Source organism: Ensifer sp. LC384 (genome assembly GCF_001695865.1).
Taxonomy (GTDB): Bacteria; Pseudomonadota; Alphaproteobacteria; order Rhizobiales; family Rhizobiaceae; genus Ensifer.
On record NZ_MBST01000045.1, the window covers coordinates 221,938 to 244,905 of the forward strand.

At 61.4% G+C, this 22,968-nt stretch carries 20 protein-coding genes; 13 read left to right on the top strand and 7 right to left on the bottom strand.

Features of this window, described 5'->3' with window-relative positions; genetic code table 11:
- Positions 1-4 precede the first annotated feature (4 nt).
- Complete coding sequence (locus BC363_RS26290; protein ID WP_065780217.1) at positions 5-322, top strand: TfoX/Sxy family protein; 318 nt, start codon at positions 5-7, stop codon at positions 320-322.
- Positions 323-360: 38 nt separating this feature from the next.
- Here the strand turns inward: BC363_RS26290 and BC363_RS26295 are convergent, their stop codons facing one another.
- The 5 genes from BC363_RS26295 to BC363_RS26315 all read right to left on the bottom strand — a co-directional run bounded on the left by BC363_RS26295 (position 361) and on the right by BC363_RS26315 (position 5,253).
- Positions 361-798: an NUDIX domain-containing protein gene (locus BC363_RS26295; RefSeq protein WP_065780220.1), complete on the bottom strand. Its 438-nt coding sequence runs from the start codon at positions 796-798 to the stop codon at positions 361-363.
- 8 nt (positions 799-806) lie between these two features.
- Complete coding sequence (locus tag BC363_RS26300; RefSeq protein WP_065780222.1) at positions 807-2,315, bottom strand: DEAD/DEAH box helicase; 1,509 nt, start codon at positions 2,313-2,315, stop codon at positions 807-809.
- 198 nt (positions 2,316-2,513) lie between these two features.
- Entirely contained in the window at positions 2,514-3,845 is a 1,332-nt protein-coding gene (locus BC363_RS26305; RefSeq protein WP_065780224.1) for a M23 family metallopeptidase, read from the bottom strand.
- An 88-nt stretch (positions 3,846-3,933) separates the two neighbouring features.
- On the bottom strand, positions 3,934-4,764 hold the full coding sequence (locus tag BC363_RS26310) for a ferritin-like domain-containing protein (protein WP_065780373.1): 831 nt from the start codon (positions 4,762-4,764) through the stop codon (positions 3,934-3,936).
- Positions 4,765-4,785: 21 nt separating this feature from the next.
- A complete protein-coding gene (locus tag BC363_RS26315; protein WP_065780226.1) occupies positions 4,786-5,253 on the bottom strand; it encodes a peroxiredoxin in 468 nt (155 codons plus the stop codon).
- 324 nt (positions 5,254-5,577) lie between these two features.
- On the opposite strand from BC363_RS26315, the gene BC363_RS26320 reads away from it, so the two are divergent.
- Complete coding sequence (locus BC363_RS26320) at positions 5,578-8,973, top strand: DUF3971 domain-containing protein (protein ID WP_065780228.1); 3,396 nt, start codon at positions 5,578-5,580, stop codon at positions 8,971-8,973.
- A gap of 50 nt (positions 8,974-9,023) precedes the next feature.
- Here BC363_RS26320 and tyrS read toward each other — a convergent pair whose 3' ends face one another.
- A complete protein-coding gene (gene tyrS / locus BC363_RS26325) occupies positions 9,024-10,277 on the bottom strand; it encodes a tyrosine--tRNA ligase (RefSeq protein ID WP_065780230.1) in 1,254 nt (417 codons plus the stop codon).
- 124 nt (positions 10,278-10,401) lie between these two features.
- On the opposite strand from tyrS, the gene BC363_RS26330 reads away from it, so the two are divergent.
- Positions 10,402-11,538: an anhydro-N-acetylmuramic acid kinase gene (locus BC363_RS26330; RefSeq protein WP_065780232.1), complete on the top strand. Its 1,137-nt coding sequence runs from the start codon at positions 10,402-10,404 to the stop codon at positions 11,536-11,538.
- Between the two features lie 137 nt (positions 11,539-11,675).
- A complete protein-coding gene (locus BC363_RS26335) occupies positions 11,676-12,875 on the top strand; it encodes a GGDEF domain-containing protein (protein ID WP_065780234.1) in 1,200 nt (399 codons plus the stop codon).
- 18 nt (positions 12,876-12,893) lie between these two features.
- Here BC363_RS26335 and BC363_RS26340 read toward each other — a convergent pair whose 3' ends face one another.
- Positions 12,894-13,571 (bottom strand): alpha/beta hydrolase, encoded by a 678-nt coding sequence (locus tag BC363_RS26340; RefSeq protein ID WP_025427123.1) that lies wholly within the window; start codon positions 13,569-13,571, stop codon positions 12,894-12,896.
- Positions 13,572-13,795: 224 nt separating this feature from the next.
- On the opposite strand from BC363_RS26340, the gene BC363_RS26345 reads away from it, so the two are divergent.
- The 9 genes from BC363_RS26345 to BC363_RS26385 all read left to right on the top strand — a co-directional run bounded on the left by BC363_RS26345 (position 13,796) and on the right by BC363_RS26385 (position 22,963).
- Positions 13,796-14,962 (top strand): cysteine desulfurase family protein, encoded by a 1,167-nt coding sequence (locus tag BC363_RS26345; RefSeq protein ID WP_065780236.1) that lies wholly within the window; start codon positions 13,796-13,798, stop codon positions 14,960-14,962.
- Between the two features lie 152 nt (positions 14,963-15,114).
- Positions 15,115-16,584 carry a Fe-S cluster assembly protein SufB gene (gene sufB / locus BC363_RS26350; RefSeq protein WP_065780238.1) on the top strand — a complete coding sequence of 490 codons (1,470 nt, stop codon included), beginning with the start codon at positions 15,115-15,117 and terminating at the stop codon, positions 16,582-16,584.
- Positions 16,585-16,662: 78 nt separating this feature from the next.
- A complete protein-coding gene (sufC, locus tag BC363_RS26355) occupies positions 16,663-17,418 on the top strand; it encodes a Fe-S cluster assembly ATPase SufC (RefSeq protein WP_065780240.1) in 756 nt (251 codons plus the stop codon).
- 22 nt (positions 17,419-17,440) lie between these two features.
- Complete coding sequence (gene sufD, locus BC363_RS26360) at positions 17,441-18,718, top strand: Fe-S cluster assembly protein SufD (RefSeq protein WP_065780242.1); 1,278 nt, start codon at positions 17,441-17,443, stop codon at positions 18,716-18,718.
- 27 nt (positions 18,719-18,745) lie between these two features.
- Complete coding sequence (locus BC363_RS26365) at positions 18,746-19,987, top strand: cysteine desulfurase (RefSeq protein ID WP_065780244.1); 1,242 nt, start codon at positions 18,746-18,748, stop codon at positions 19,985-19,987.
- 71 nt (positions 19,988-20,058) lie between these two features.
- Complete coding sequence (locus BC363_RS26370) at positions 20,059-20,439, top strand: SUF system Fe-S cluster assembly protein (RefSeq protein WP_065780246.1); 381 nt, start codon at positions 20,059-20,061, stop codon at positions 20,437-20,439.
- Between the two features lie 93 nt (positions 20,440-20,532).
- Complete coding sequence (gene sufA, locus BC363_RS26375; protein ID WP_065780248.1) at positions 20,533-20,925, top strand: Fe-S cluster assembly scaffold SufA; 393 nt, start codon at positions 20,533-20,535, stop codon at positions 20,923-20,925.
- 93 nt (positions 20,926-21,018) lie between these two features.
- Entirely contained in the window at positions 21,019-22,524 is a 1,506-nt protein-coding gene (locus tag BC363_RS26380; RefSeq protein WP_065793339.1) for an ATP-binding protein, read from the top strand.
- Between the two features lie 10 nt (positions 22,525-22,534).
- Positions 22,535-22,963: a response regulator gene (locus tag BC363_RS26385; RefSeq protein WP_065780252.1), complete on the top strand. Its 429-nt coding sequence runs from the start codon at positions 22,535-22,537 to the stop codon at positions 22,961-22,963.
- The last annotated feature ends 5 nt before the right edge of the window (positions 22,964-22,968 follow it).

Consider the following 22,968-nt stretch of genomic DNA (forward strand, 5'->3'; position numbering starts at 1 on the left):
ACGCGTGGACAATGCCGCAATCGAAGAGATGTTCGAAACGCTCGGGCCGGTGACCATCAAACGCATGTTCGGCGGCAAGGGCATCTATTTCGAAGGAATCATCTTCGCGCTTGAAGTCGACGGCGAAATTCTGCTGAAGGGCGATGACAAGACGGCCCCAGCCTTCGAGGCGGCCGGATCCCGGCAATGGGCCTATGACGGCAAGGGCAGGCCGGTGAAGATGCCCTACTGGAGCATCCCGGAAGAGGCGTATGACGATCCTGAGGAAATGGCGCGATGGGTCAGACTTGCCTATGAGGCGGCGTTGCGGGCCAAGAAATAGGCCGACCCATCGACTTCAAGCGAGATGGCGAATGAGGTTCAGCCGGCGTCGACCAGAAACTTCGCCTGTGCTCGAATCGCACCGACGGCGTCGGCGGCAAACCGCGAAAGCGGCTGGGGCAGGGCATCGAGATCGTACCAGCCGATGTCGGACAGCTTGTCCGGCTCGGTCAGTTGCGGTTCGCCCGAAAAGTCGTCGGTCACGTAGATCATCGAGATCCAGTGCTGACGATCCGCTTCGATCAGTTGTTCGCTGAGGCAGAGAAAGCGGGTCGAACGGATCGACAGGCCGCTTTCCTCTTCGGCCTCACGGCGCGCGGCGAGCTCGCTGCGCTCCATGTGGTCGACCTTGCCGCCCACAATGTTCCAGTGGCCGGCTTCAGGCGCCTTCAGGCGCTTGCACAGCAACAGCTTGCCGTCGCGTATGATCGCTAGTCCGCAGCCGAGGCCCGGAAAGTCAATGCCCGGCCGACCCATCGGTTGGATCAGGCCTTCCCGGCAATCAGCATGAATGCAGGGATCTCGTCACCGAAGCCGACAGGCGTCGGGCCGTCGTCGTGGTCACGACGGTGGCGATTGCGACGATCGCGGTTGTCGTCATTGGCAGGGTTTGCCGCGCGGACCGGACGTTCCGGACGGTGGCCGTTGCCCTGCTTCGTCTCTGCGTTGCGTGCCGGTTTCACCGATTCTACCCTTTCCACGACTGCTTCGATTTCGGCCTCACTATCGGCACGAACCGTATCTGTTTTGTGATCGGAACGGCCTCTCGGCGCACGGTCCCCATCTTTTTTACGGTCCCTGCGACCGTCGCGACCGCGGTCACGGCGACCGGTGTCGTGGCTTTCCATCGGCTCGGGAAGGTTCGAAAGATCGCCGTTCAGCCATTCGACCTTCTGGCCGATCAACTTCTCGATGGCGTCGGAGAACTTCGTGTCGCGTTTGGTCACCAGCGTGAAGGACGCGCCGGAGCGGCCGGCACGGCCTGTACGGCCGATGCGGTGAACATAGTCTTCCGCATGGATCGGTACGTCGAAATTGAAGACGTGGCTGACATCGGGGATGTCAAGGCCGCGGGCAGCAACATCGGATGCGACCAGCAACTTGATGTTATTGTCCTTGAAATTGGCAAGCATGGTCATGCGCGAGCGCTGGTCCATGTCGCCATGCAGAGCGCCGACCGAGAAACCGTGACGGTCAAGCGACCGGAAGAGGTCGGCGACATCCTTCTTGCGATTGCAGAAGATGATGGCGTTCTTCAGCTCGTCCTGGGCGCGGATCAGGTCACGCAGCACGGCGCGCTTTTCATAATCTTTCGCGTGTGTCGCAACGAAGCGCTGCGTCACCGTCTGGGCTGTGGACGCCGGGCGGGCGACTTCGACCCGTTCCGGGTTCTGCAGGAAGCGGTCGGCAAGCTTCTGGATCTCCGGCGGCATGGTTGCCGAGAAGAACAGCGTCTGGCGCGTGAACGGGATCATCTTGGCGATGCGCTCGATATCCGGAATGAAGCCCATGTCGAGCATGCGGTCAGCTTCGTCGATGACCAGGATCTCGACGCCGCTCATCAGCAGCTTGCCACGCTCGAAATGGTCGAGCAGGCGGCCGGGTGTGCAGATCAGCACATCGGCGCCGCGCTCCAGCTTGCGATCCTGTTCGTCGAACGAGACGCCGCCGATCAGGAGTGCGATGTTGAGCTTGTGGTTCTTGCCGTACTTGTCGAAGTTCTCAGCGACCTGGGCAGCCAGTTCGCGCGTCGGCTCCAGAATCAGCGTGCGCGGCATGCGCGCTCGTGCACGACCCTTTTCGAGCAGGGTCAGCATCGGCAACACGAAGGAGGCCGTCTTGCCTGTTCCCGTCTGCGCGATGCCGAGAATATCGCGGCGCTGGAGTGCCGGGGGAATGGCACCAGCCTGGATCGGGGTCGGGATTGTGTAGCCCGCATCGGTAACTGCGGAGAGAACTTTTTGGCTAAGGCCAAGGTCAGCAAAATTGGTCAAAGGGAAATCTGTTTCCGTTCCGGTTCGATAAGAACACTGCTCGATCGGTGGAAAACACACCACCGCGTGGCCGGGCTCTTAAGCCGAATGCCGTCGAAAGTCAAGAAATCCAGCACGTTGAAGCAGGAAAAGGTGAACGGCAACGAATCTGTTGCGTTTCTTGTCAAGTAGCAGCGGCCGGGCAGGCCGGCGCAGCGCTCATTTCATATAGCTGGCGAGCTTGCTGCCAGCGTTGAGAAACCGCATGGGATCAACCGCCTGACCGTTCAGCCGGATCTCATAATGCAGGTGCGGGCCCGTCGAGCGCCCGGTGTTGCCGGATTTGCCGACGACATCACCGGCCTTGATCCTGTCACCGACCTTGACCAAAACCGTCGAGAGATGGGCGTAGCGGCTGGCAACGCCGTTGCCATGATCGATCTCGACCATGTTTCCATAGCCACCCGTCAGGCCGGCATTGGTGACGGTGCCCGGAGCCGCCGCACGGATGCGGGTGCCAACCGTGGCACGAAAGTCGATGCCTGCGTGCAGCGCCAAGCGGCCGAGAAAGGGATCGAGCCTGTTGCCGAAGTCGCTGGTGATATCGCTCGCCGGCGACGGGTTGCCGAATGGCAGTTCGCGGACCTGAGCCCGGGTCCGCTCAAGCTCGACAAGGGCCGAGTCGAGCGCGGCAAGCGACCGGCCGAAGCCGTCGTCGTTCACGGGCTCGACGAAAGGGCCGCCAATTGCCGCATTCGTCGAAGCTGTGGTCTCATCGGATGGCGCCAACTCCGCGACGTCATTCTTCGACAGGGCAACACCTGTGCGACCGACGATCCTGCGGATCGCCTCAGACGTCCTTGCTGCCCCATCGGTCAGTTGCTCGAGCCGTTCCATCTGGTCGCGCTCGACATCCTTCAGCGAGAGCGTCACTTTCGAAAAGAGCCGATCGGCGCGGTCGGAGGTGCTTTCGCCTGACGCGGGCCGGGCATAGGCAAGGGCGGCGATACGGGCAGGCGCAGCACCTTGCACACCGCTCAGCCCCATCAACTTTTCGATCGCCTGAACGCCGCCGGTGGCGTCGGCACGTTTTTCGTGGGCGAGGGGTTCAACCTCTGCCGGCTGGGTGAAATCGGTCGACAGGCCGGAATTTTCCGCCCGTTCGATCAACGCACCAAGTTTGCCGTTGCGAGAGGAAAGCGCCTGCTGTTGCTCAAGCAGTTTTTCGACCTTCTCTTCGACCACCTGCTGATCAAGCAACTGTCGGCTCGTAACGCGATCGACCTGGGCCCGCAACGCAGTGATTCGGTCTTCGTATTCGTGCTGCATGCGTGCCTGACGGGCAATCGTGCCACCGATCAGATCGTCGCGAAGAACGAGGTAGGATGTGGCGGCGAGGTAACCGATGCTGAAAACGCCGGCTGCGGAAACGGCAAGGGCCGCCATCCACGGACGCACGGTCATATGGCGGACCTTGTCACCGCTCGCCAGGATCAAGACGTGATTCTGCGCGCGCTTTCCGAAGGTGCGATTTGCCGAACGTTCAGACACTCCACCACTCCCGCCATCTGCGAATTGTCTCGCACTGCTTGACGGGCATTACACTTCGTTAGGGTTAATATTTGGTTGAATGCTCGCACTACGAGAGATTGGTCGACGCGGTCATCGAGCGGTAGAAGGATGGAGTGAGGCCGGCTTCCGCCCGGGCAATGTCGTTGAACGGCGCCTTGAGCGGGCCGCGAAAATTGGCGCGGACAAGCTGCTGAAACGTTGCCGCCGGATCCTTTCTTTCGCGCGCGCAGAGGAAGCGGAACCATTTGGCACCGACCGCCACATGGCCTTTCTCGTCCTCGTAGATGACGTCGAGCACCGCGGCCGTCTCAAAGTCTCCGGTCTCGCGCATGCGCGCCTGCAGGGCCGGTGTCACGTCGAGCCCGCGCGCCTCCAGGATCAGCGGGACGACGGCAAGCCTGGCGGTCAGGTCGTTGCGTGTGTCGTGCGCCGCCTGCCAAAGTCCGTCATGGGCAGGCAGGTCGCCATAGTCGGCGCCAAGGTCGTTCAGGCGCTGGCGAACCATGCGGAAGTGCTTGGCCTCTTCGACTGCAACCTTCATCCATCCATCGAAAAACGAGTTCGGTACGGATTCGGACGCGAAGCGTGCGACGATATCGAGCGCGAGGTCGACGGCATTGAGTTCGATATGGGCAATCGAATGCAAGAGCGCGATCCGCCCCTTGAGCGAGCCGAGCGAGCGCTTCTTCACCTGCGTCGGTGGCGTCAGAACAGGCTTTTCCGGCCGACCCGGCCGCAGCGGAACCGGGCGGTCGAGCGGCGAGCGCAGCGACAGGGTACGGCGCTGCCAGCGCCGGGCGGCTTCCTGCGCCAGCTCAGTCTTGACGGCGAGATGCGCAGCGCTGATCGCCTCGACAGCGGCGCCGCGCAGGCTGTGGAACGTGGGAAGCGTCGTCATCTCGGTCTCTTCGTTTTTCACTCAGAGCTCCTTGGCGGCCTCGAGCACTTCGTTGGCGTGGCCATTAACCTTGACCTTTTCCCAGACGCGCGCGATCCGGCCGTCGGTGGCAATGAGGAAGGTGCTGCGTTCAACGCCCATATATTTGCGGCCGTAAAGGCTCTTTTCCACCCAGAGGCCGTAGGCGTTGATGACGGACTTCTCCTCGTCGGCAGCAAGCGTTACCGCCAAGTCATGTTTCTTGGCGAAGCGGTCGTGACGTTTCACCGAATCGGGTGATATCCCGATCAGCTCGACGCCTGCGGCGGCAAATTCCGGGGCAAGTTCGGTGAAGGAGATCGCCTCCAGCGTGCAACTTTTGGTGTCGTCCTTCGGGTAGAAGAACAACACGACCGGGCGCCCGCGCAGGGCCGAAAGCGCGATCGTACCGCCGCCGTCACGGGGAAGCGTGAAGTCGGGAGCGAGATCTCCGGGAGTAAGGCCTGCCATGAATAAACCTTCCTTGCGCCAAGTTTTGCGGACAATCGCCGGCTAGGGCATATCGAGAATCAGCGACCTCCGTCCAGCGGATTTGTGCTAGATTTGACAGGTTCCGGACGGGTTGCGTCGATAGGACCCTTTGCCCGGCATCCACACACGCGAAACCCGCGGATGTGTGAATGCTTTCCACAGCATGGTCGGTAAGACGTGATGACACCGTCCGGCCAGATGTGGTCTACGTGACGGTGAAAATGATCCGTCGACCCGTTGCCGCATGATGCATCGACGGGAGCGGCGGGCTTTCCCGTACTGAACCGGAGGGCGTCCGCGCCGATGAGTGAGATCCGCGGCGAAAAAGTCGGCTTTCGCAAGAAAGACATCGTCGCGTTGCATGCGTTGCCCTCAGCGCAGGCACACGAACCCGTCATCGTGCATGCGCCACACAAACGCGGGATCCTGCGTTTTCTCAGCAAGATTGCGGTTTGCGGCTTTCTGCTTGCCTTCATCATCGCAGCCAGCCTGATCGCCGTCGTCGAGAGCGGGGCTATCGACGGCACGCTCAATGCGCGCGCCCGCACGGCGCTGAACGCGGCGCTCGGCGGTGCCTATCGCGCCGAGGTCGGCAGCACCGTCGTTCGCATGACCTCAAACGGTGCACTGGCGCTGAAGGCGCGGGAAGTGGCGCTGAGCGAAACCACATCCGGCCAGCCCGTCGCAAAGTTGAGTTCGATATCCATTGCCCTCGACCCTCTAGCACTGTTGACGGGCCGGATCGCGGTTTCACGCCTTGAAGCGGAGGGCGGCGATTTCGACACAGGCCTCCTGCCACGCGGCGAGCCGATCGACCTCACGAAAATCAAGATCGCCGACGTGGGCGACGCGCTGGAGCAGCTATTTGCCCATGTCGACCGCATATCACAGATGGCGGCGGGGCGCGGTGACCAGACGGTCTTGCTTTCCAATTTCTCCTTCACCGTCGCCGGCGCGCGTGACCGCGTCGTGCCGGTCGATGCAAGGGAACTGGAGTTCAATCGTGATGCCGATGGCTCGATGCACGTCAAAGGCAGCGTTGCCGTCGATGGTGTCGATGTCGATCTCAGCGCCAACGCTCTTGGTGCAAAAGGTCATGTGTCGGGTTTCGAAGCCGCGATCTCGAACGTTCCGTTGAAGCCCTTCTTCTATCACGGCCCCTTCGGCAAGGAGGCGGCCTTCGGCATCGACGCAACGGCGGGACTGACGCTCGCGGCAACGCGCGCCGCTGAAGGCGCCAAGCCCGATCTTCGCGTTGCCGTCAGGAGCTCGCAAGGGGCATTCCACGCCGGCGGCCTCGTCTCGGCAATCAATCCCTCCCAGATGGATATCGCCTATGACTTCGAACGCGCATCGGTCGAAATCCTGCCATCGACCGTGAACATCGGCCGCTCGATCTTCCCGTTTACCGGTGCAGTGAAGGACCTTGACAAGATCACAGGTGCAACCGACCAGGGCTTTGCCATCGATCTCCTGTTCAGGAATGCCAGCTCTGCGCCGGAGGACATTGCGGAGCGCCCTTTGATCTTCGACGCGAAGGCGAGCGGCCGCTTCACCTCTGATGCGCGCCACCGCCTGATCTTCGATCAGCTCGCCGTTTCCAGCCCGCTCGGTTCCATGTTCGGTTCGCTTTCGGTCGCCTTCGGCAAGACCTCGCCGCAGGTGAGCTTTGCCGCGGTCAGCGATCGCATGGAGCCGACCGCGGTCAAGCAGCTCTGGCCATGGTGGCTTGCCAAGGGCGCCCGCCGGTGGGCGATAGGCAATCTCTTCGGCGGCACAGTCACCGATGCGCGCATCGAAGTTTCGGTGGCAGAGGGGCGGATAGCCGAGAACGAAGGCGAGCTGAAGCTCGGCGAAAAAGAACTGAACATCACGTTCAACATCGACGATACGCGCGTCAATATTGCCGGCGAGATTCCACCGCTGCGCGACACGTCGGGCACGTTCAAGCTGAGCGGCCAGCGCATGGAAGTGGGCGTCAAGCAGGGAGCCGCCTACTTCCCCTCTGGCCGATCCGTCGCGCTCAATGGTGGCGATTTCATCATTCCCGATGTCTACACCAAACCGCTGATCGCTGAGATGAAGATCGAAGTTGGCGGTCAGGCCGACGCGATCGCCGAGCTCGTCACCTACAAGCCGATACAGGCGTTGCAAAAGACACCGTTCGTTCCCGGCGACTTTACCGGTCCGCTGACCGCACAGGTCGGAGCGCGCTTTGGCCTCGTCACCGACCAGCACCCACCGCCGCCTCTCTGGCAAGTGGAAATGCAACTCGATGACGTCACTGTCACGCGCCCGATCTCCGGGCGTGACGTCTCCAATCTTTCCGGCACGTTCCGGGTCGACAACGAGCAGGCGGTTCTCGATGCCAATGCGGTTGTTGAAGGCGCAAAGGTCAAGATCGCGCTCACCGAACCGGTCGACAGCAAATCGAAGGTCAAGCGCAAACGCGAAATCAGCGGCACACTCGATGATGCAGCCCGAGAGAAGCTGATGCCTGGCCTGTCGAAGATCATCTTCGGGCCGATGAACGTCGATCTGGTGATCGATGAAGCTGATATGCAGCATGCCACCATCGATCTGACCAGGGCAAAACTCTCGCTGCCCTGGATCGGCTGGAACAAAGGCGCCGGTATTCCCGCCGAGGTGCGCTTCACATCCGATATCAGCGACAGCGTCACAACCATCAAGGACTTTGCGATCGCCGGCGACGGTTTCGGCGCGCGCGGCACCCTGCAGGTCGATGACGCCGGCATAGTCAACGCAAAACTCAGCAATGTCCGCCTGGCGCAGGGCGACGATTTCAACGTTGTCATCGATCGCCACAAGGGCATCCATGTCGTCACGCTGAGCGGTACTTCGGCCGACATTCGTCCGATCCTTGCCCAGATGAAGAGCGGCGCGAACGGCAACGGCGGCAGCGGTGACGACATTACCATCCAGGGCCAGCTCGGTCGCGTCGCCGGCTTCAACGGCGAAGTGCTGTCGAATGTGAATCTGGTGTATTCGGAACGGGGCCAACAGATCGAAGACATCAACCTGTCGGCGGTGACCGGCAGCGGCCAGGCGGTGGTAGCGCGGCTAGCCAAATCGGGCGCCGACAACACGCTTGAGCTGACCACTGGCGACGCCGGTTCGCTTGCTCGCTTTGCAGATATCTACAGCAACATGCGCGGCGGTCTCTTGAACCTGAAGCTGCGCGATCGCGGCGGCCGGTCGTGGCGCGGCTCGATCGATATCCGCAAGTTCTCGCTCGTCGGCGAACAACGCCTGCAGTCGATGGTGTCGACGCCGGCGGGACAGGACGGGCGAAGCCTCAATCAGGCGGTCCGCCGTGACATCGACGTCAGCACCGCACGCTTCGAACGCGGCTTCGCCCAGCTTGCGCTTGATCGCGGCGCCATCCGCGTCGATGGCGGCGTCCTCAGGGGGACCGATGTCGGCGCGACCTTCCAGGGAACCGTGCGCGACGGCAACGGCATCATGGACATGACCGGCACCTTCATGCCCGCCTACGGCTTGAACCGGATTTTCGGCGAGTTGCCGTTGATCGGCGTCCTGCTCGGCAATGGCCGTGACCGCGGCCTGCTCGGCATCACCTTCAAGCTCAATGGCCCGTTCAACCAGCCGAAGCTGACGATCAATCCGCTTTCGATCATCGCGCCCGGGGTCTTCCGCAGCATTTTCGAGTTTCAATAAAAAGGCCGGCGCAATGGCCGGCCTTCGACATGGTCTGATTGATGCCTGACTTAAGCAGGGCGAATCAGGATGTGCTTCTTCTTGCCGAGCGACAGCTTGACGATGCCATCCGAGGTCACGTCACCGCTGCCAATCAGGCGGCGTTCGTCGCTGACGGCCTCGTCATTGATGCGCACGGCACCACCCTGAACGTGACGGCGGGCCTCGCCGTTCGATGAGGCAAGTCCTGCGCGCACGACGAGCGTCAGCAGGCCGATGCCGGCCTCGAGCTCGGATGCGGGCACATCGATCGACGGCAGGTTTTCCGAGACAGCACCTTCCTCGAAGGTCTTGCGGGCCGTCTCTGCCGCCTGCTCGGCAGCGGCGCGGCCGTGCAGCATGGCGGTGATCTCGGTCGCAAGGATCTTCTTGACCTCGTTGATCTCCGAGCCGCCGAGCTGCGAAAGCCGCGCGATCTCCGCCATCGGCAGCGTCGTGTAGAGCTTGAGGAAACGCGAAACGTCGGCGTCCTCGGTGTTGCGCCAGTACTGCCAGAAATCGTAGGCCGACAGCATGTCCGGGTTCAGCCAGATGGCGCCATTGACCGACTTGCCCATCTTCGCGCCCGACGATGTCGTCAGCAGCGGCGAGGTGAGGGCGTAAAGCTGCGTCGTTCCCATGCGGTGGCCAAGGTCGAGACCGTTGACGATGTTGCCCCACTGATCGGACCCACCCATCTGCAGCCGGCAGCCGGTACGCTTGTGCAGTTCGACGAAATCGTAGGCCTGCAGGATCATGTAGTTGAACTCGAGGAACGACAGCGATTGTTCGCGATCAAGCCGCATCTTGACGCTGTCGAACGACAGCATGCGGTTGACCGAGAAGTGGCGGCCGACGTCGCGCAGGAATTCAAGGTAGTTGATGCCAAGCAGCCAGTCGGCGTTGTTGATCATCAGCGCGTCCTTGGGGCCGTCGCCGTAGGTGAGGTAGTTCGAAAACACCGTCTTGATGCTGGCAATATTGGCGTCGATCGTCGCCGGCGTCATCAGCTGGCGTGCCTCGTCCTTGAAGGAGGGGTCGCCAACCATGCCGGTGCCGCCGCCCATCAGCGAGATCGGCTGGTGACCGGTCGCCTGCAGCCAGTGCAGCATCATGATCTGAATGAGGCCGCCGGCGTGAAGGCTCGGCGCCGTCGGGTCAAAGCCGATATAGGCAGTCACGGTCTCCGTCCGGAACAACTGGTCGAGGCCGGCGTCATCCGAACTCTGATGGATGAAACCACGCTCGCTGAGGGTGTGGAGGAAATCGGACTTGAACTCGGACATGACCTGTCTCTTTCGGCTGGGTAGAACGTCTGCGCGCGGCGTTTAGCACTGTTTGGGCAAAAGTGCACGTCTTTGCTTGGCCGATGATTTTGCTATGTAGACAGACAACGCCTTGGAGGAATGCATGGGCAAGATCATGACCGCGGTCGGCTTGATGAGCGGGACGAGCATGGACGGGATCGACGTGGCGCTGCTGCATACCGACGGCGACGCGATTGTCGAACGGGGGCCTTCGGCCGGATACACCTACGACGCCCGCTTCCGCGACCGGCTGAAGCAGGGTCTCGAAGACGCAAAGTCGATCGCAAGCCGCGGGCAACGGCCAGGCATCCTGGCCGATCTCGAACGGGAACTGACACTCAGGCATGTCGAGGCGGTTCGAACCTTTCTCCAGCATAACAACATCTTGCACGAAAGTGTTGATGTCCTTGGCTTTCACGGTCAGACGGTGCTTCACCGGCCAGACGACGGCTTGACCGTCCAGATCGGCGACGGGGCGCTGCTCGCCCGCGAAACGGGCATCGATGTGGTCTATGACATGCGCGCCAACGACATGGAGCACGGCGGCCAGGGCGCACCGCTCATTCCCGTCTATCACGCGGCGCTTGCCCGAAGCGCCGCAGCGAATGGCGAACTGGTTGCGCCGGTCGTCTTCGTCAACATCGGCGGCATCTCAAATCTGACGTTCATCGGATCGGACGACGGACTGGTTGCCTACGACAGCGGCCCCGGCAACACGCTGATCGATCAATGGGTGGAGGCACATGCCGGCATTCCCTTTGACCAGGGCGGCATGATCGCCAGCGAAGGCAGCGTGCTGCCGGATCTCGCCGAACGCTATCTGCTCAACCCCTTCTTTTCGGCAGAAAAGCGCCGTTCGCTCGATCGCAACGATTTCGCGCCGCCACAGGGAAAAGACGCCAATCTCGAAGACGGTGCGCGCACGCTCGCCTATGTCACGGCCGCCGCGATCGTCAAATCGGCCGGTCACCTGCCTTCTGCGCCTGCAACCTACATCGTTTGCGGCGGCGGCAGGCTCAATCCGGTGATCATGCGGGATCTGGCATCCCAGGCGAAGATCCATGGTGCAGACGTGCTCGCGGCCGAGGCGATCGGCTTCAACGGCGATTCGATGGAAGCCGAGGCCTGGGCCTATCTTGCGGTACGGTCGCACCGAGGGCTACCCCTGACCTATCCAGGCACGACCGGCGTGCGCCAACCGCTGACCGGTGGAAAATGGGCATCACATACGCCCGCGTGACAGCAGGAAGCGTCAGCGCCGCACATTTTGATCGATTAATCAATTTTTCGCCCGCCGCCGATAGTATCGTCCGGCGCTGTCACATGAGGCGGCACCAAGCGGCCTTGCCGTAGCAATAGACAATTCGGGTTCCGTCGATGGGTGGTGCGATTTCTCTGCTGGCTGTGAACTTCATCATCGCCCAGATATTCACTGCAGCATTTCTTGTGATAGCCGCGAAGAGCCGGTCCAGACGCGCCGCGCTCTATTGCGCGGGCGGGTTTGCCGTTGCGTCGTTCGCGGCGGTGTTCGAAGCCGTCGTGCCGTTTACATCCTTCCCTCGTTTTTTCGCCATCAGTGCATTCGCGAGTGTGCTCGCCGGTTTCTGTCTGTTGCGCTTCGGCCTCGGTCTGTTCTATCGCGTGCCGGCCAACTGGCAGGTTCTTGTCGCGTTCTTCCTGGCCTCAGTGGCGCTCGACCTGGGCATATACGACCTGCCGAGAGGAACGCTGCAGCATGCGGCACTTTATCAGTTGCCGTTCTTCGTCATTCAGGCGTGCTCGGCATCAGTCGTCATCCGCTCCGAACGGCGCTCGGCGGCAGACTGGATCCTGCTCTCGCTGCTGGTACTGACCTCTTGCTACTATCTCCTGAAAGTCTATGCCGCTGTGGCAGCCGGCTCCGGGGCAACGGCTCAGGATTATGTATCGAGCCCGTTCGCGCTGATTTCCCAGGCGCTTGGCGCCATGCTGATCGTTAGCACCGGCCTTGCCATGCTCGGCGTCATGGTCAAGGAGATCGTCGACGACGCGCGTGCACGCTCGGAAATCGACCTGCTTTCCGGGCTCTACAACAGGCGCGGCTTCACCGAGCGTGTCATCCCAATGCTCCAACTGCGCGAAGGCCGCCTGCCGGGCACGTTGATTCTGGCCGACCTCGACCGTTTCAAACTGGTGAACGACAGCTACGGTCATCACACGGGCGACGAGGTGATCCGTCGGTTTGCGCGGGTCCTGAAGGATGTCATGCCCAACCGCGCGGTTGCCAGTCGTCTTGGCGGCGAAGAATTTGCAGTGTTCCTGCCGTCCACCGACCTGGAAGAGGCGCGGGTGGTCGCGCACGGAATGCGCGCTGCGATGATGTCGCAGAAGATCGACGGCCTTGCGGAGCAGGCGAGAGTGACCGCGAGCTTCGGTGTTGCGGCCGTTGCAAAGGCTGAACCGCTCGAACAGGCGATGCAGCGGGCAGACAAGGCGCTCTATGCAGCAAAGGAAAACGGGCGCAACCGGGTAGAATGCGCCGCGGTGCCGCAGAATGTGGTCAACCCAACGGTCCCACAATGGATCGGGCGGCCTTGAGAGCCGCCCGCATCGGCATCAGCGGATGCGCTTGGCAGCCGGTTCCGGCGTCAGTTCGCCGTTGAGGCGACGGTCGAGATAATCCTCGCATTCCGCCATCAGGCCTTCGACCTGGCCGTTGAAGAAGTGGTTGGCTCCCGGCACGGTCTTGTGGGTGATGAGAATACCCTTCTGTGCCTTCAGCTTTTCGACAAGTCCGTTCACGTCCTTCTCTGGCGCCACCTTGTCCGAATCACCGTTGATGATCAGACCGGAAGACGGGCAGGGCGCCAGGAACGAGAAGTCATAGGTATTGGGCTGCGGAGCGACGGCCATGAACCCTTCGATTTCCGGGCGGCGCATCAGGAGCTGCATGCCGATCCAGGCGCCGAAGGAATAGCCGGCAACCCAGCAGCTCTTCGAATCAGGATGCAGGCTCTGCACCCAGTCGAGCGCCGATGCCGCATCCGACAGTTCGCCGGCCCCGTGATCGAATTCACCCTGGCTACGGCCGATGCCCCGGAAGTTGAAACGCAGCGTCGTAAAGCCGCGCTTCTGGAACATGTAGAAAAGCTGGTAGACGATCTGGTTGTTCATCGTGCCGCCGAACTGCGGGTGCGGGTGCAGGATGATGGCGATCGGGGCGCTCTTCTGCTTCGAAGGCTGATAGCGGCCTTCGAGGCGGCCGGCAGGTCCGTTGAAGATAATTTCGGGCATTGGCTCTCCGGGGGTGTTCCTGGTTCGAATCTTGGTTTCGGATCGCGATGAGTCTTGACGAAAGCACTCAGCTTTTCTAAAACCTAGTTTAGAACCGTTCAAAACTTCTGTGCGGGCATTCCGCCGTGTGTTTCGTCTCATAAGGCAAGCGAGGCGGAAAATTCAAGGAAAATGCACCGTCGGTGGTTGTCGGCGATGAGTCTATTGTTCTAGCGAAGGAAATTATGTCGAGCTCGCGCATCTATATGGACTGGAACGCCACGGCGCCGCTTCTTGCCGAAGCGCGCGACGCGTGCCTGTCTGCGCTCGACCTGGTCGGCAACCCTTCCTCGGTCCATGGCGAGGGCCGGACGATCCGCACGCTGATCGAAAATGCCCGCCGCGACGTGGCTGCCCTTTGCGGCGCCAAGGCGGCAAGCGTGATCTTTACCAGCGGTGCGACCGAAGCAGCCAACATGGTGCTGACGCCCGATTTCCGCATGGGCCGGACGCCGCTGAAGATCGGCCGGCTCTATGCATCGGCTATCGAACATCCGGCCGTGCGCGAAGGCGGGCGGTTTGGGCGCGAGAACGTTTCGGAAATCCCGGTGACCGCCGCCGGCGTCGCCGATCTGGAGGCACTGCGCGAACTCCTGGATGCATATGACCGCGAAAGCGGGTTGCCAATGGTGGCGGTGATGCTGGTCAACAACGAAACCGGCATCGTTCAGCCTGTTGCCGAGATTGCGGAGATTGTTCGAGGCCATGGCGGCATTCTGGTCGTCGACGCGGTGCAGGCCGCCGGACGACTGCCGCTTTCAATCGAAGCATTGGGCGCGGATTTTCTCATCATCTCCTCGCACAAGATCGGCGGTCCCAAGGGGGCCGGCGCGCTTGTCGCCCGTGGAGAGATCATGATGCCGACACCATTGATCAGGGGCGGCGGCCAGGAGAAAGGCCATCGGTCCGGCACGGAGAATGCGGTCGCACTTGCAGGCTTTGCCGCGGCGGCGCGCAAAGCCGCCGATAATCTCACGGAGCGAATGACATCGGTGGCGGCACTTCGCGACCGGCTGGAACAGGAGATGCAGGTCTCGGCGCCGGATGTGGTCATCCACGGCCGCGACGTTTCGCGCGTTGGCAACACCACCTTCTTCACGCTTCCTGGTATGAAGGCGGAAACGGGGCAGATCGCTTTCGATCTTGAAGGCGTGGCACTTTCGGCAGGCTCGGCCTGCTCGTCCGGCAAGGTCGGCCAGAGCCACGTGCTGACGGCCATGGGCTATGACCCGCGCCAGGGCGCACTGCGCATCTCGATCGGGCCCGGCACGACGGAAGCGGAGATCGAGCGTTGCGCGGCAGTGTTCGCCAAGGTGGCGGCAAGGCGCCGCGCAACGGGGCAAGCCGCATGAGCACGTGCGGTTGAACGAAATTGCGGAAAAGCAATTTTCCGCTTGGCAAACGGGGTGAAAAGCGCCTTTTAGCCATTACATAAGCGGTGCGCCAAGTTCGCATCGTGTTGACAAGCTACCGGACCTTGGATCCGGAAAGATTGGAGAACGACATGCCTGCCGTGCAGGAGACCATTGATCAGGTCCGTCAGATCGACGTGGACCAGTACAAATACGGATTTGAGACGACCATCGAAGTCGAGAAGGCGCCGAAGGGTCTTTCCGAAGACATCATTCGTTTCATCTCCGCCAAGAAGAGCGAACCGGAATGGATGCTGGAATGGCGTCTTGAGGCTTATCGCCGTTGGCTGACGATGACAGAGCCCAGCTGGGCGCGCGTCAGCTATCCGAAGATCGACTTCAACGACATCTATTACTACGCCGCACCGAAGGGCACGACGGGGCCGAAGTCGCTTGACGAAGTCGATCCCGAAATTCTCAAGGTTTACGAGAAGCTCGGTATCCCGCTGAAGGAACAGGAAATCCTTGCCGGCGTGCAGAAGTCGAGGATTGCTGTCGATGCCGTGTTTGACAGCGTTTCGGTGGTCACGACCTTCAAGGAAGAACTGAAGAAGGCCGGCGTGATCTTCATGTCGATCTCCGAGGCGATCCGCGAACATCCCGATCTCGTCAAGAAGTATCTCGGCTCCGTCGTTCCGCCGACCGACAACTACTACGCGACGCTCAACTCCGCCGTCTTCACCGATGGCTCGTTCGTCTACGTGCCGAAGGGCGTTCGCTGCCCGATGGAACTGTCGACCTACTTCCGTATCAACGAGAAGAACACCGGCCAGTTCGAGCGCACGCTGATCATCGCTGAAGAAAGCGCCTACGTTTCCTACCTCGAAGGCTGCACGGCGCCGCAGCGCGACGAAAACCAGCTGCACGCGGCTGTGGTCGAACTCGTTGCTCTCGATGAAGCCGAGATCAAGTATTCGACGGTCCAGAACTGGTACCCCGGCGACAAGCAGGGCAAGGGCGGCATCTACAACTTCGTCACCAAGCGTGGCGATTGCCGCGGCAAGAACTCCAAGATCTCCTGGACCCAGGTGGAAACCGGTTCGGCGATCACCTGGAAGTACCCGTCCTGCATCCTGCGCGGTGACGGCTCGCGCGGCGAGTTCTACTCGATCGCCGTATCGAACGGCCACCAGCAGATCGACAGCGGCACCAAGATGATCCACCTCGGCAAGAACACGTCGAGCCGCATCATCTCCAAGGGCATTGCTGCCGGCGTTTCGGAAAACACCTATCGCGGCCAGGTTTCGGCCCACCGCAAGGCCGAAAACGCCCGCAACTTCACCCAGTGCGACTCGCTGCTGATCGGCGACAAATGCGGCGCGCACACCGTGCCCTATATCGAGGCAAAGAACTCGACGGCACAGTTCGAGCACGAAGCGACGACCTCGAAGATCTCCGAGGACCAGCTGTTCTACTGCCTGCAGCGCGGCATTCCGCAAGAGGCGGCGATCGCGCTGATCGTCAACGGCTTCGTCAAGGAAGTCATCCAGGAACTGCCGATGGAATTCGCGGTTGAAGCGCAGAAGCTGATCGGCATCTCGCTGGAAGGCTCGGTCGGCTGAGGCCCTGAACTGAATATTGAATGGCGCGCATCAGCTTTGCGCGCGAACAGACGTTCGTTTCCCAAGAGGACGATAGAAATGCTTGAAATCAAGAACCTGCACGCACGCATCGCCGAAGACGGCACTGAAATCATCCGTGGCCTGAACCTGACCGTGAAGGCCGGCGAAGTCGCCGCCATCATGGGTCCGAACGGCTCCGGCAAGTCGACGCTGTCCTACATCCTGTCTGGCCGCGAAGACTACGAAGTCACCGAAGGCGAGATCCTTTACAACGGCGAGAACATCCTCGAGCTCGAGGCTTCCGAGCGTGCGGCCAAGGGCATCTTCCTCGCCTTCCAGTACCCGGTCGAAATCCCGGGCGTTGCCACCATGCAGTTCCTGAAGGTGGCAATGAACGAGCAGCGCAAGTATCGCGGCGAAGACGAGATGACGACGCCGGACTTCATGCGTCGGGTCAAGGAAGCCGCCGCCGAGCTGAAGATCGCGCCGGAGATGCTGCGCCGTCCGCTGAACGTCGGCTTCTCCGGCGGTGAAAAGAAGCGCGCCGAGATCCTGCAGATGGCTCTGCTCGAGCCGAAGCTGTGCGTGCTCGACGAAACAGACTCCGGTCTTGACATCGATGCGTTGAAGATCGTTGCCGACGGCGTCAACGCGCTGCGTTCGCCCGACCGCGCCGTGATCGTCATCACCCACTACCAGCGCCTGCTCGACTACATCATTCCGGACACCGTGCACGTGCTCTACAAGGGACAGGTCATCAAGTCGGGCGACAAGACGCTGGCACACGAACTCGAAGCCAACGGCTACGCGGACCTCATCGAGGCCGCGGCCTAGGGCCTGTTGAAGGAGTGTTCGAATGAATATGCAACAGGCAATCAAGATGACGGCAGCCGAAACGGCGCTCGTCGATGCCTATACCGCGCAGATCGGCGATCTGCCGGGCGACGGCTCGGTACTGTCGGTTCGTGACACCTTGGTGCACGAACTGCGGACGGCCGGCCTGCCGACGCGCCGCGTCGAATCCTGGCACTATACGGACCTTCGCACACTGCTGCGGACAGTGCCTGCCGCCGATCCGACGGCGTTCGCCGCTCGCGTCGAGGCACTTGTCGCCGGCTCGACCGTGCTTTCGATGCGCAACGGCCATGCCGACCTCAAGGGTAATGCGCCTGAGGGCGTAACGATCCGTTCCTATACCGATAGCCTGCTCGACGGTTCTGCCGCCGCTGGCCTTGCCGTGCTCGGCTCCGACGACGCGATCGGGCGCATCAATGGCGGCCTTGTGCGCGGCGGTCTGGAACTTGCGATCGCAGACGGCACCGCGCTGGAAGATCCGCTCGAAATCCAGCTGGTACAGAGCATGGGCCAGGCGCATACGCGCTTCCCGGTTTCCTTCGGTGCTGGCACCAAGGCAACCGTGATCGAGCGCCACCTGTCGACCGATGACGGCGAGAGCCTGGTCTCGACAGTCAACGACGTGACGGTGGGCGAAGGCGCAGATATCATCTGGATCATCCTGCAGCAGCAGGGGGTCGCCGACACGCATTTCGGCCAGATCCGCTTCGATCTCGCCAAGGACGCCAAGCTGTATCTTTTCGTCATCAATGCCGGCGGCAAGCTGGTGCGACAGGAGATCCACGGCAAGACGAGCGGCGAAGGCGCCGACTTCAAACTGCGCGGCATCAACCTGCTCGGCGGCGAAAGCCACACTGACGTGACCTTCACGCTTGGCCACAACGTGCCGCACACCACATCGACGGAAATCATCCGCAACGTGGTCTTCGATCGCGCCAAAGGCGTCTTCCAGGGCAAGATCCTGGTGGCCAAGGACGCGCAGAAGACCGACGCGCGGATGGCGTGCAACACGCTGCTTCTTTCGGACGATGCCGACCTTTCGTCCAAGCCCGAGCTGGAGATCTTCGCCGACGACGTGCAGTGCGGTCACGGCGCGACGGTTACCGACATCGACCACACGCAGCTCTTCTATCTGCTTGCGCGCGGCATCCCGGAAAACAAGGCGCGGGCGATGCTCGTCAACGCCTTCGTCGCCGAAATCGTCGAGGAACTCGAAGACGAGCCGCTGGTCGAGGCGCTGGAAGGCGTAATCTCGACCTGGCTCGTGAAGCATGCCTGACAGGCGCGTCTGATTGGATTGAAAGACATGGAACACACTGTGCCGGTGCCAGCCTATGACGTCGAAGCGATCCGCAAGGATTTCCCGATCCTGTCGCGGACCGTCTATGGCAAGCCGCTTGTCTATCTCGACAACGGCGCATCGGCGCAGAAGCCGCAGGTCGTCATCGACGCGGTGTCCCATGCCTACGCCAACGAATACGCCAATGTGCATCGCGGACTGCATTTCCTCTCGAATGCGGCCACCGAAGCCTACGAGGCGTCGCGCGAGAAAGTGCGCCGCTTCCTGAACGCACCATCCGCCGACAACATCATCTTCACCAAGTCTTCGACCGAGGCGATCAACACGGTCGCCTATGGCTACGGCATGCCGAAGCTGGGCGAGGGCGACGAGATCGTGCTGTCGATCATGGAGCACCACTCCAACATCGTGCCGTGGCATTTCATCCGCGAACGCCAGGGCGCCAAGCTGGTCTGGGCGCCGATCGACGATGACGGCGCATTCCATATCGAAGATTTCGTCAAGTGCCTGACGGAGCGCACAAAGCTCATCGCCATTACCCATATGTCGAACGCTCTGGGCACCGTGGTTCCGGTCAAGGAGATCTGCCGCATCGCCCGCGAGCGCGGCATTCCGGTGCTGGTCGACGGCAGTCAGGGCGCCGTTCATACGCCGGTCGACGTGCAGGACATCGATTGCGACTGGTACGTGATGACCGGTCACAAGCTCTACGGCCCCTCCGGCATCGGCGTGCTTTACGGCAAGATGGACCGCCTGAAGGAAATGCGACCCTTCATGGGCGGCGGCGAAATGATCGAGGAAGTGACCGAAGACCGCGTCACCTATAACGATCCGCCGCATCGTTTCGAAGCCGGCACACCGCCGATCGTCCAGGCGATCGGGCTCGGTTATGCTCTCGACTACATGGAAAAGATCGGCCGGGCGGCGATCACGAAACACGAGGCAGATCTGACCGCCTATGCGCGCGAGCGTCTATCAGCGATCAACTCGCTCAAGGTGTTTGGCGATGCGCCTGGCAAGGGCAGCATCTTCTCCTTCGAGATTGCCGGTGTTCACTCCCATGATATCTCGATGGTGATCGATCGCGCCGGCGTTGCGGTGCGGGCGGGTACGCATTGTGCGCAGCCGCTCTTGAAACGCTTCGGCGTGACCTCCACATGCCGGGCATCCTTCGGCCTCTACAATACGCGGGCCGAAGTGGACGCTCTGGCGGATGCGCTCGACTACGCGCGCAAGTTCTTCGCCTGATCGAGTTTGAAAAATGGTTCAGAACTTCTACTCAAGCATCTGAACTGAAATAGAAAGTCTAGGAGGCCGACATGAGCCTGGATGCAATGGAAGACAAGATCGACGTCCGCGAGGGCATCGTGCATTCGGCAATCCCGGCCGAAGAACTGGCACGTCTGAGCGACGATATCATTGGCGCACTGAAGACGGTTTACGACCCGGAAATCCCGGCGGATATTTTCGAACTCGGCCTGATCTACAAGATCGATATCGAGGACGACCGCATGGTCAAGATCGACATGACACTGACGGCGCCCGGCTGCCCTGTTGCCGGCGAGATGCCCGGCTGGGTCGAAAATGCGGTGGGCGCCGTCGAAGGCGTGTCAGGTGTCGAGGTTTCGATGACCTTCGATCCGCCGTGGACGCCTGACCGCATGTCGGAGGAGGCCCAGGTCGCCGTCGGCTGGTACTGAGGGTCCCGTATTGATCCGTTAAGCTGCGGACACTACATTTGATTCTGGAAAGCGCCGGGCCTTTACCCCGGTGACGACAAGGAGAAAGAGCCGATGGGCTTTGCCGTGATGAGCTTGACCGATGCTGCTGCCGGCCGCGTTCTGGCGATCGTTGAAAATGCAGGTGGCGACGCTTTGGGAATCCGCGTCGGCATCAAGAAGGGCGGCTGCGCCGGCATGGAATATGCCGTCGATCTGGTAACCGAACCCAATTTGAAGGACGACTTGATCGAACACCAGGGTGCAAAGGTCTGGGTCGCTCCCGAGGCCGTGCTTTACCTGCTCGGCACGCAGATGGATTTCGAGGTGACGGCCTTGCGCTCCGGCTTCACCTTCAACAATCCAAACCAGACGTCCGCCTGCGGCTGTGGTGAATCAGTCGAGCTGAAGCCGGCCGATCTGGCCGCTCTCGCCGCCCAGGGCGATGCCGTCGTGCGCGCGCACTGAGCGTCCCAACCTTCTCGAACAGACCATCGGGCCCGGGTTTTCGCCGGGCCTTTTTTCTGCTGATATAAGGGTGCGTGACTGGGGGAGATGGGCGTGACGGCGTTCGACGAGGAGCTTGTCTTCAAGGCGCTCTATGAGACCTTTCCCGATCCGGTGATCATCCTCGACGCGGAGCGCATCATTCGCTCGGCCAACCCGGCCGCACTTGCCCAATTCGGCTATGCAGCTGGTGCGTTCATCGGCCAGCCGGCGCGACTTATCTATTCTGACGACGACGAATACAACAGGCGGCTGCGCAATCGCGCCGCAAGGGTCGACGAGAGGATCGCGCGCACTTCGACCTACACCTACGTCAGGCGCGACGGCTCGACGTTCTCAGGCCATTTGCGCACGACACCGCTCATCGATGCCGCCGGGCAGGAGCTGGCCCTGATCGGCATCATCCGCGATGTCTCTGATCTCGCTAGAGCCGTGCTTGAGAGACAGCAGGCGTCCGACATGCTCGACGCAGCACTCGACGTCATGCCCGAAGGTTTCGCGATCTTCGATGCCGAGGAGAGGCTGCTGGTCTACAATCGCGCCTATGTGACGATCTGCGGTCCGGCCGGCCCCTTGCTTCGCCCTGGCATCACCGCCGAAGAGATCCTTCTGCTTGCGCAGAAGGAGGGCCACTATCCCGAGGCCTTACCCGACAGCCCGGACTGGCAGGCTTGGGTGGCCCATCGACTGCAGGATTTTCGCCAACCGGACAACAGGGCGAAGATCTACCGTTACGCCGGCGACCGGTGGCTGAGGGTGGAAAATATCAAGACCAAGGACGGAAACACGGTCGTCCTGCGCGTCGACGTGACTGAACTGAAGCGCGCGGAACTGGCGCTCGAGCGCCAGCGACAGGAGCTTGAGCACAAGAACGAGGCACTCGATCAGTTCACGGCGACCGTCTCCCATGACCTGAAGGCTCCGTTGCGGCACATCTCGATGTTCTCCGAGATGATCGAGGACGAGCTGGCCGCCGGCAACCAGGATGATGTCTCAGCCAGCGCCCGCCATCTGCGCGACAGCGCCAAGCGGATGAACCGGGTGATCGACAGCCTGCTCGATTATTCGCAAATCGCCTATCAGATCAGCACCTGGTCCGATGTTAACATCAGCGACATCGTCGCCGATACGCTGGGCGTTCTGGGCGGCCACGCCCGCGAGGCGAATGTGGCCTTCGAAATCGGTGCGCTGCCAAAGGTACAGGGTGATCCGGAGCTTTTGCGCCGGCTCGTTCAGAACCTGATCGGCAATGCCATAAAGTACCGCCACCCGGATCGCGGGCCGGTCGTGCGCGTCAACGGCCGCGCCGTCGGTCAGCAAGTCGAGCTTGTCGTCGAGGACAATGGCATCGGCATCGACCCGCGGTTCGCAACCCGTATCTTCGAACTGTTCCAGCGCCTGCACCATGACGAAAGCACCTATGGCGGCACTGGCATCGGCCTTGCGCTCGCCAAGCGGATCGCCGAAAGCCACAACGGATCGATCCATCTTGACACGGACTTCACCGAAGGCGCACGATTTGTGGTGACCCTTCCGAAACGGAAGCGGAAAACCAGATAAGGCGACCGGGTTGGCCAAGTCACCGAAGCGATTGCTTGTGGTGGACGACGACGTGCACGACGCGCGTTTCGTCACACGCGCCCTTTCGCAGACCGACGACACTCTCGATATCGTCCATGTCATCCACGCAGACGAGGCCGTGGCGCGCCTTGAGAACGACCACTTCGATTATGTGCTGCTCGATATCAAGATGCCCGGCGTCGACGGGATGGAATTGCTGGAGCGCATTCGCACCAATGAGGGCACGTCGGTGGTGCCGGTCATCGTGCTGACGTCATCCACCAGTCCGAGCGACGTCTTCCGGTCCTACAAGGCCGGCGCGAACGCCTATGCGGCCAAACCGTCGTCGCTCTCGGGTTACTGGCAGTTCGCCGAGGCCTTCGTCCGCTTCTGGATAGACAATACCTTGCCGCCGCGCGGTGTCGTGCTTCACCAATAGAGGTA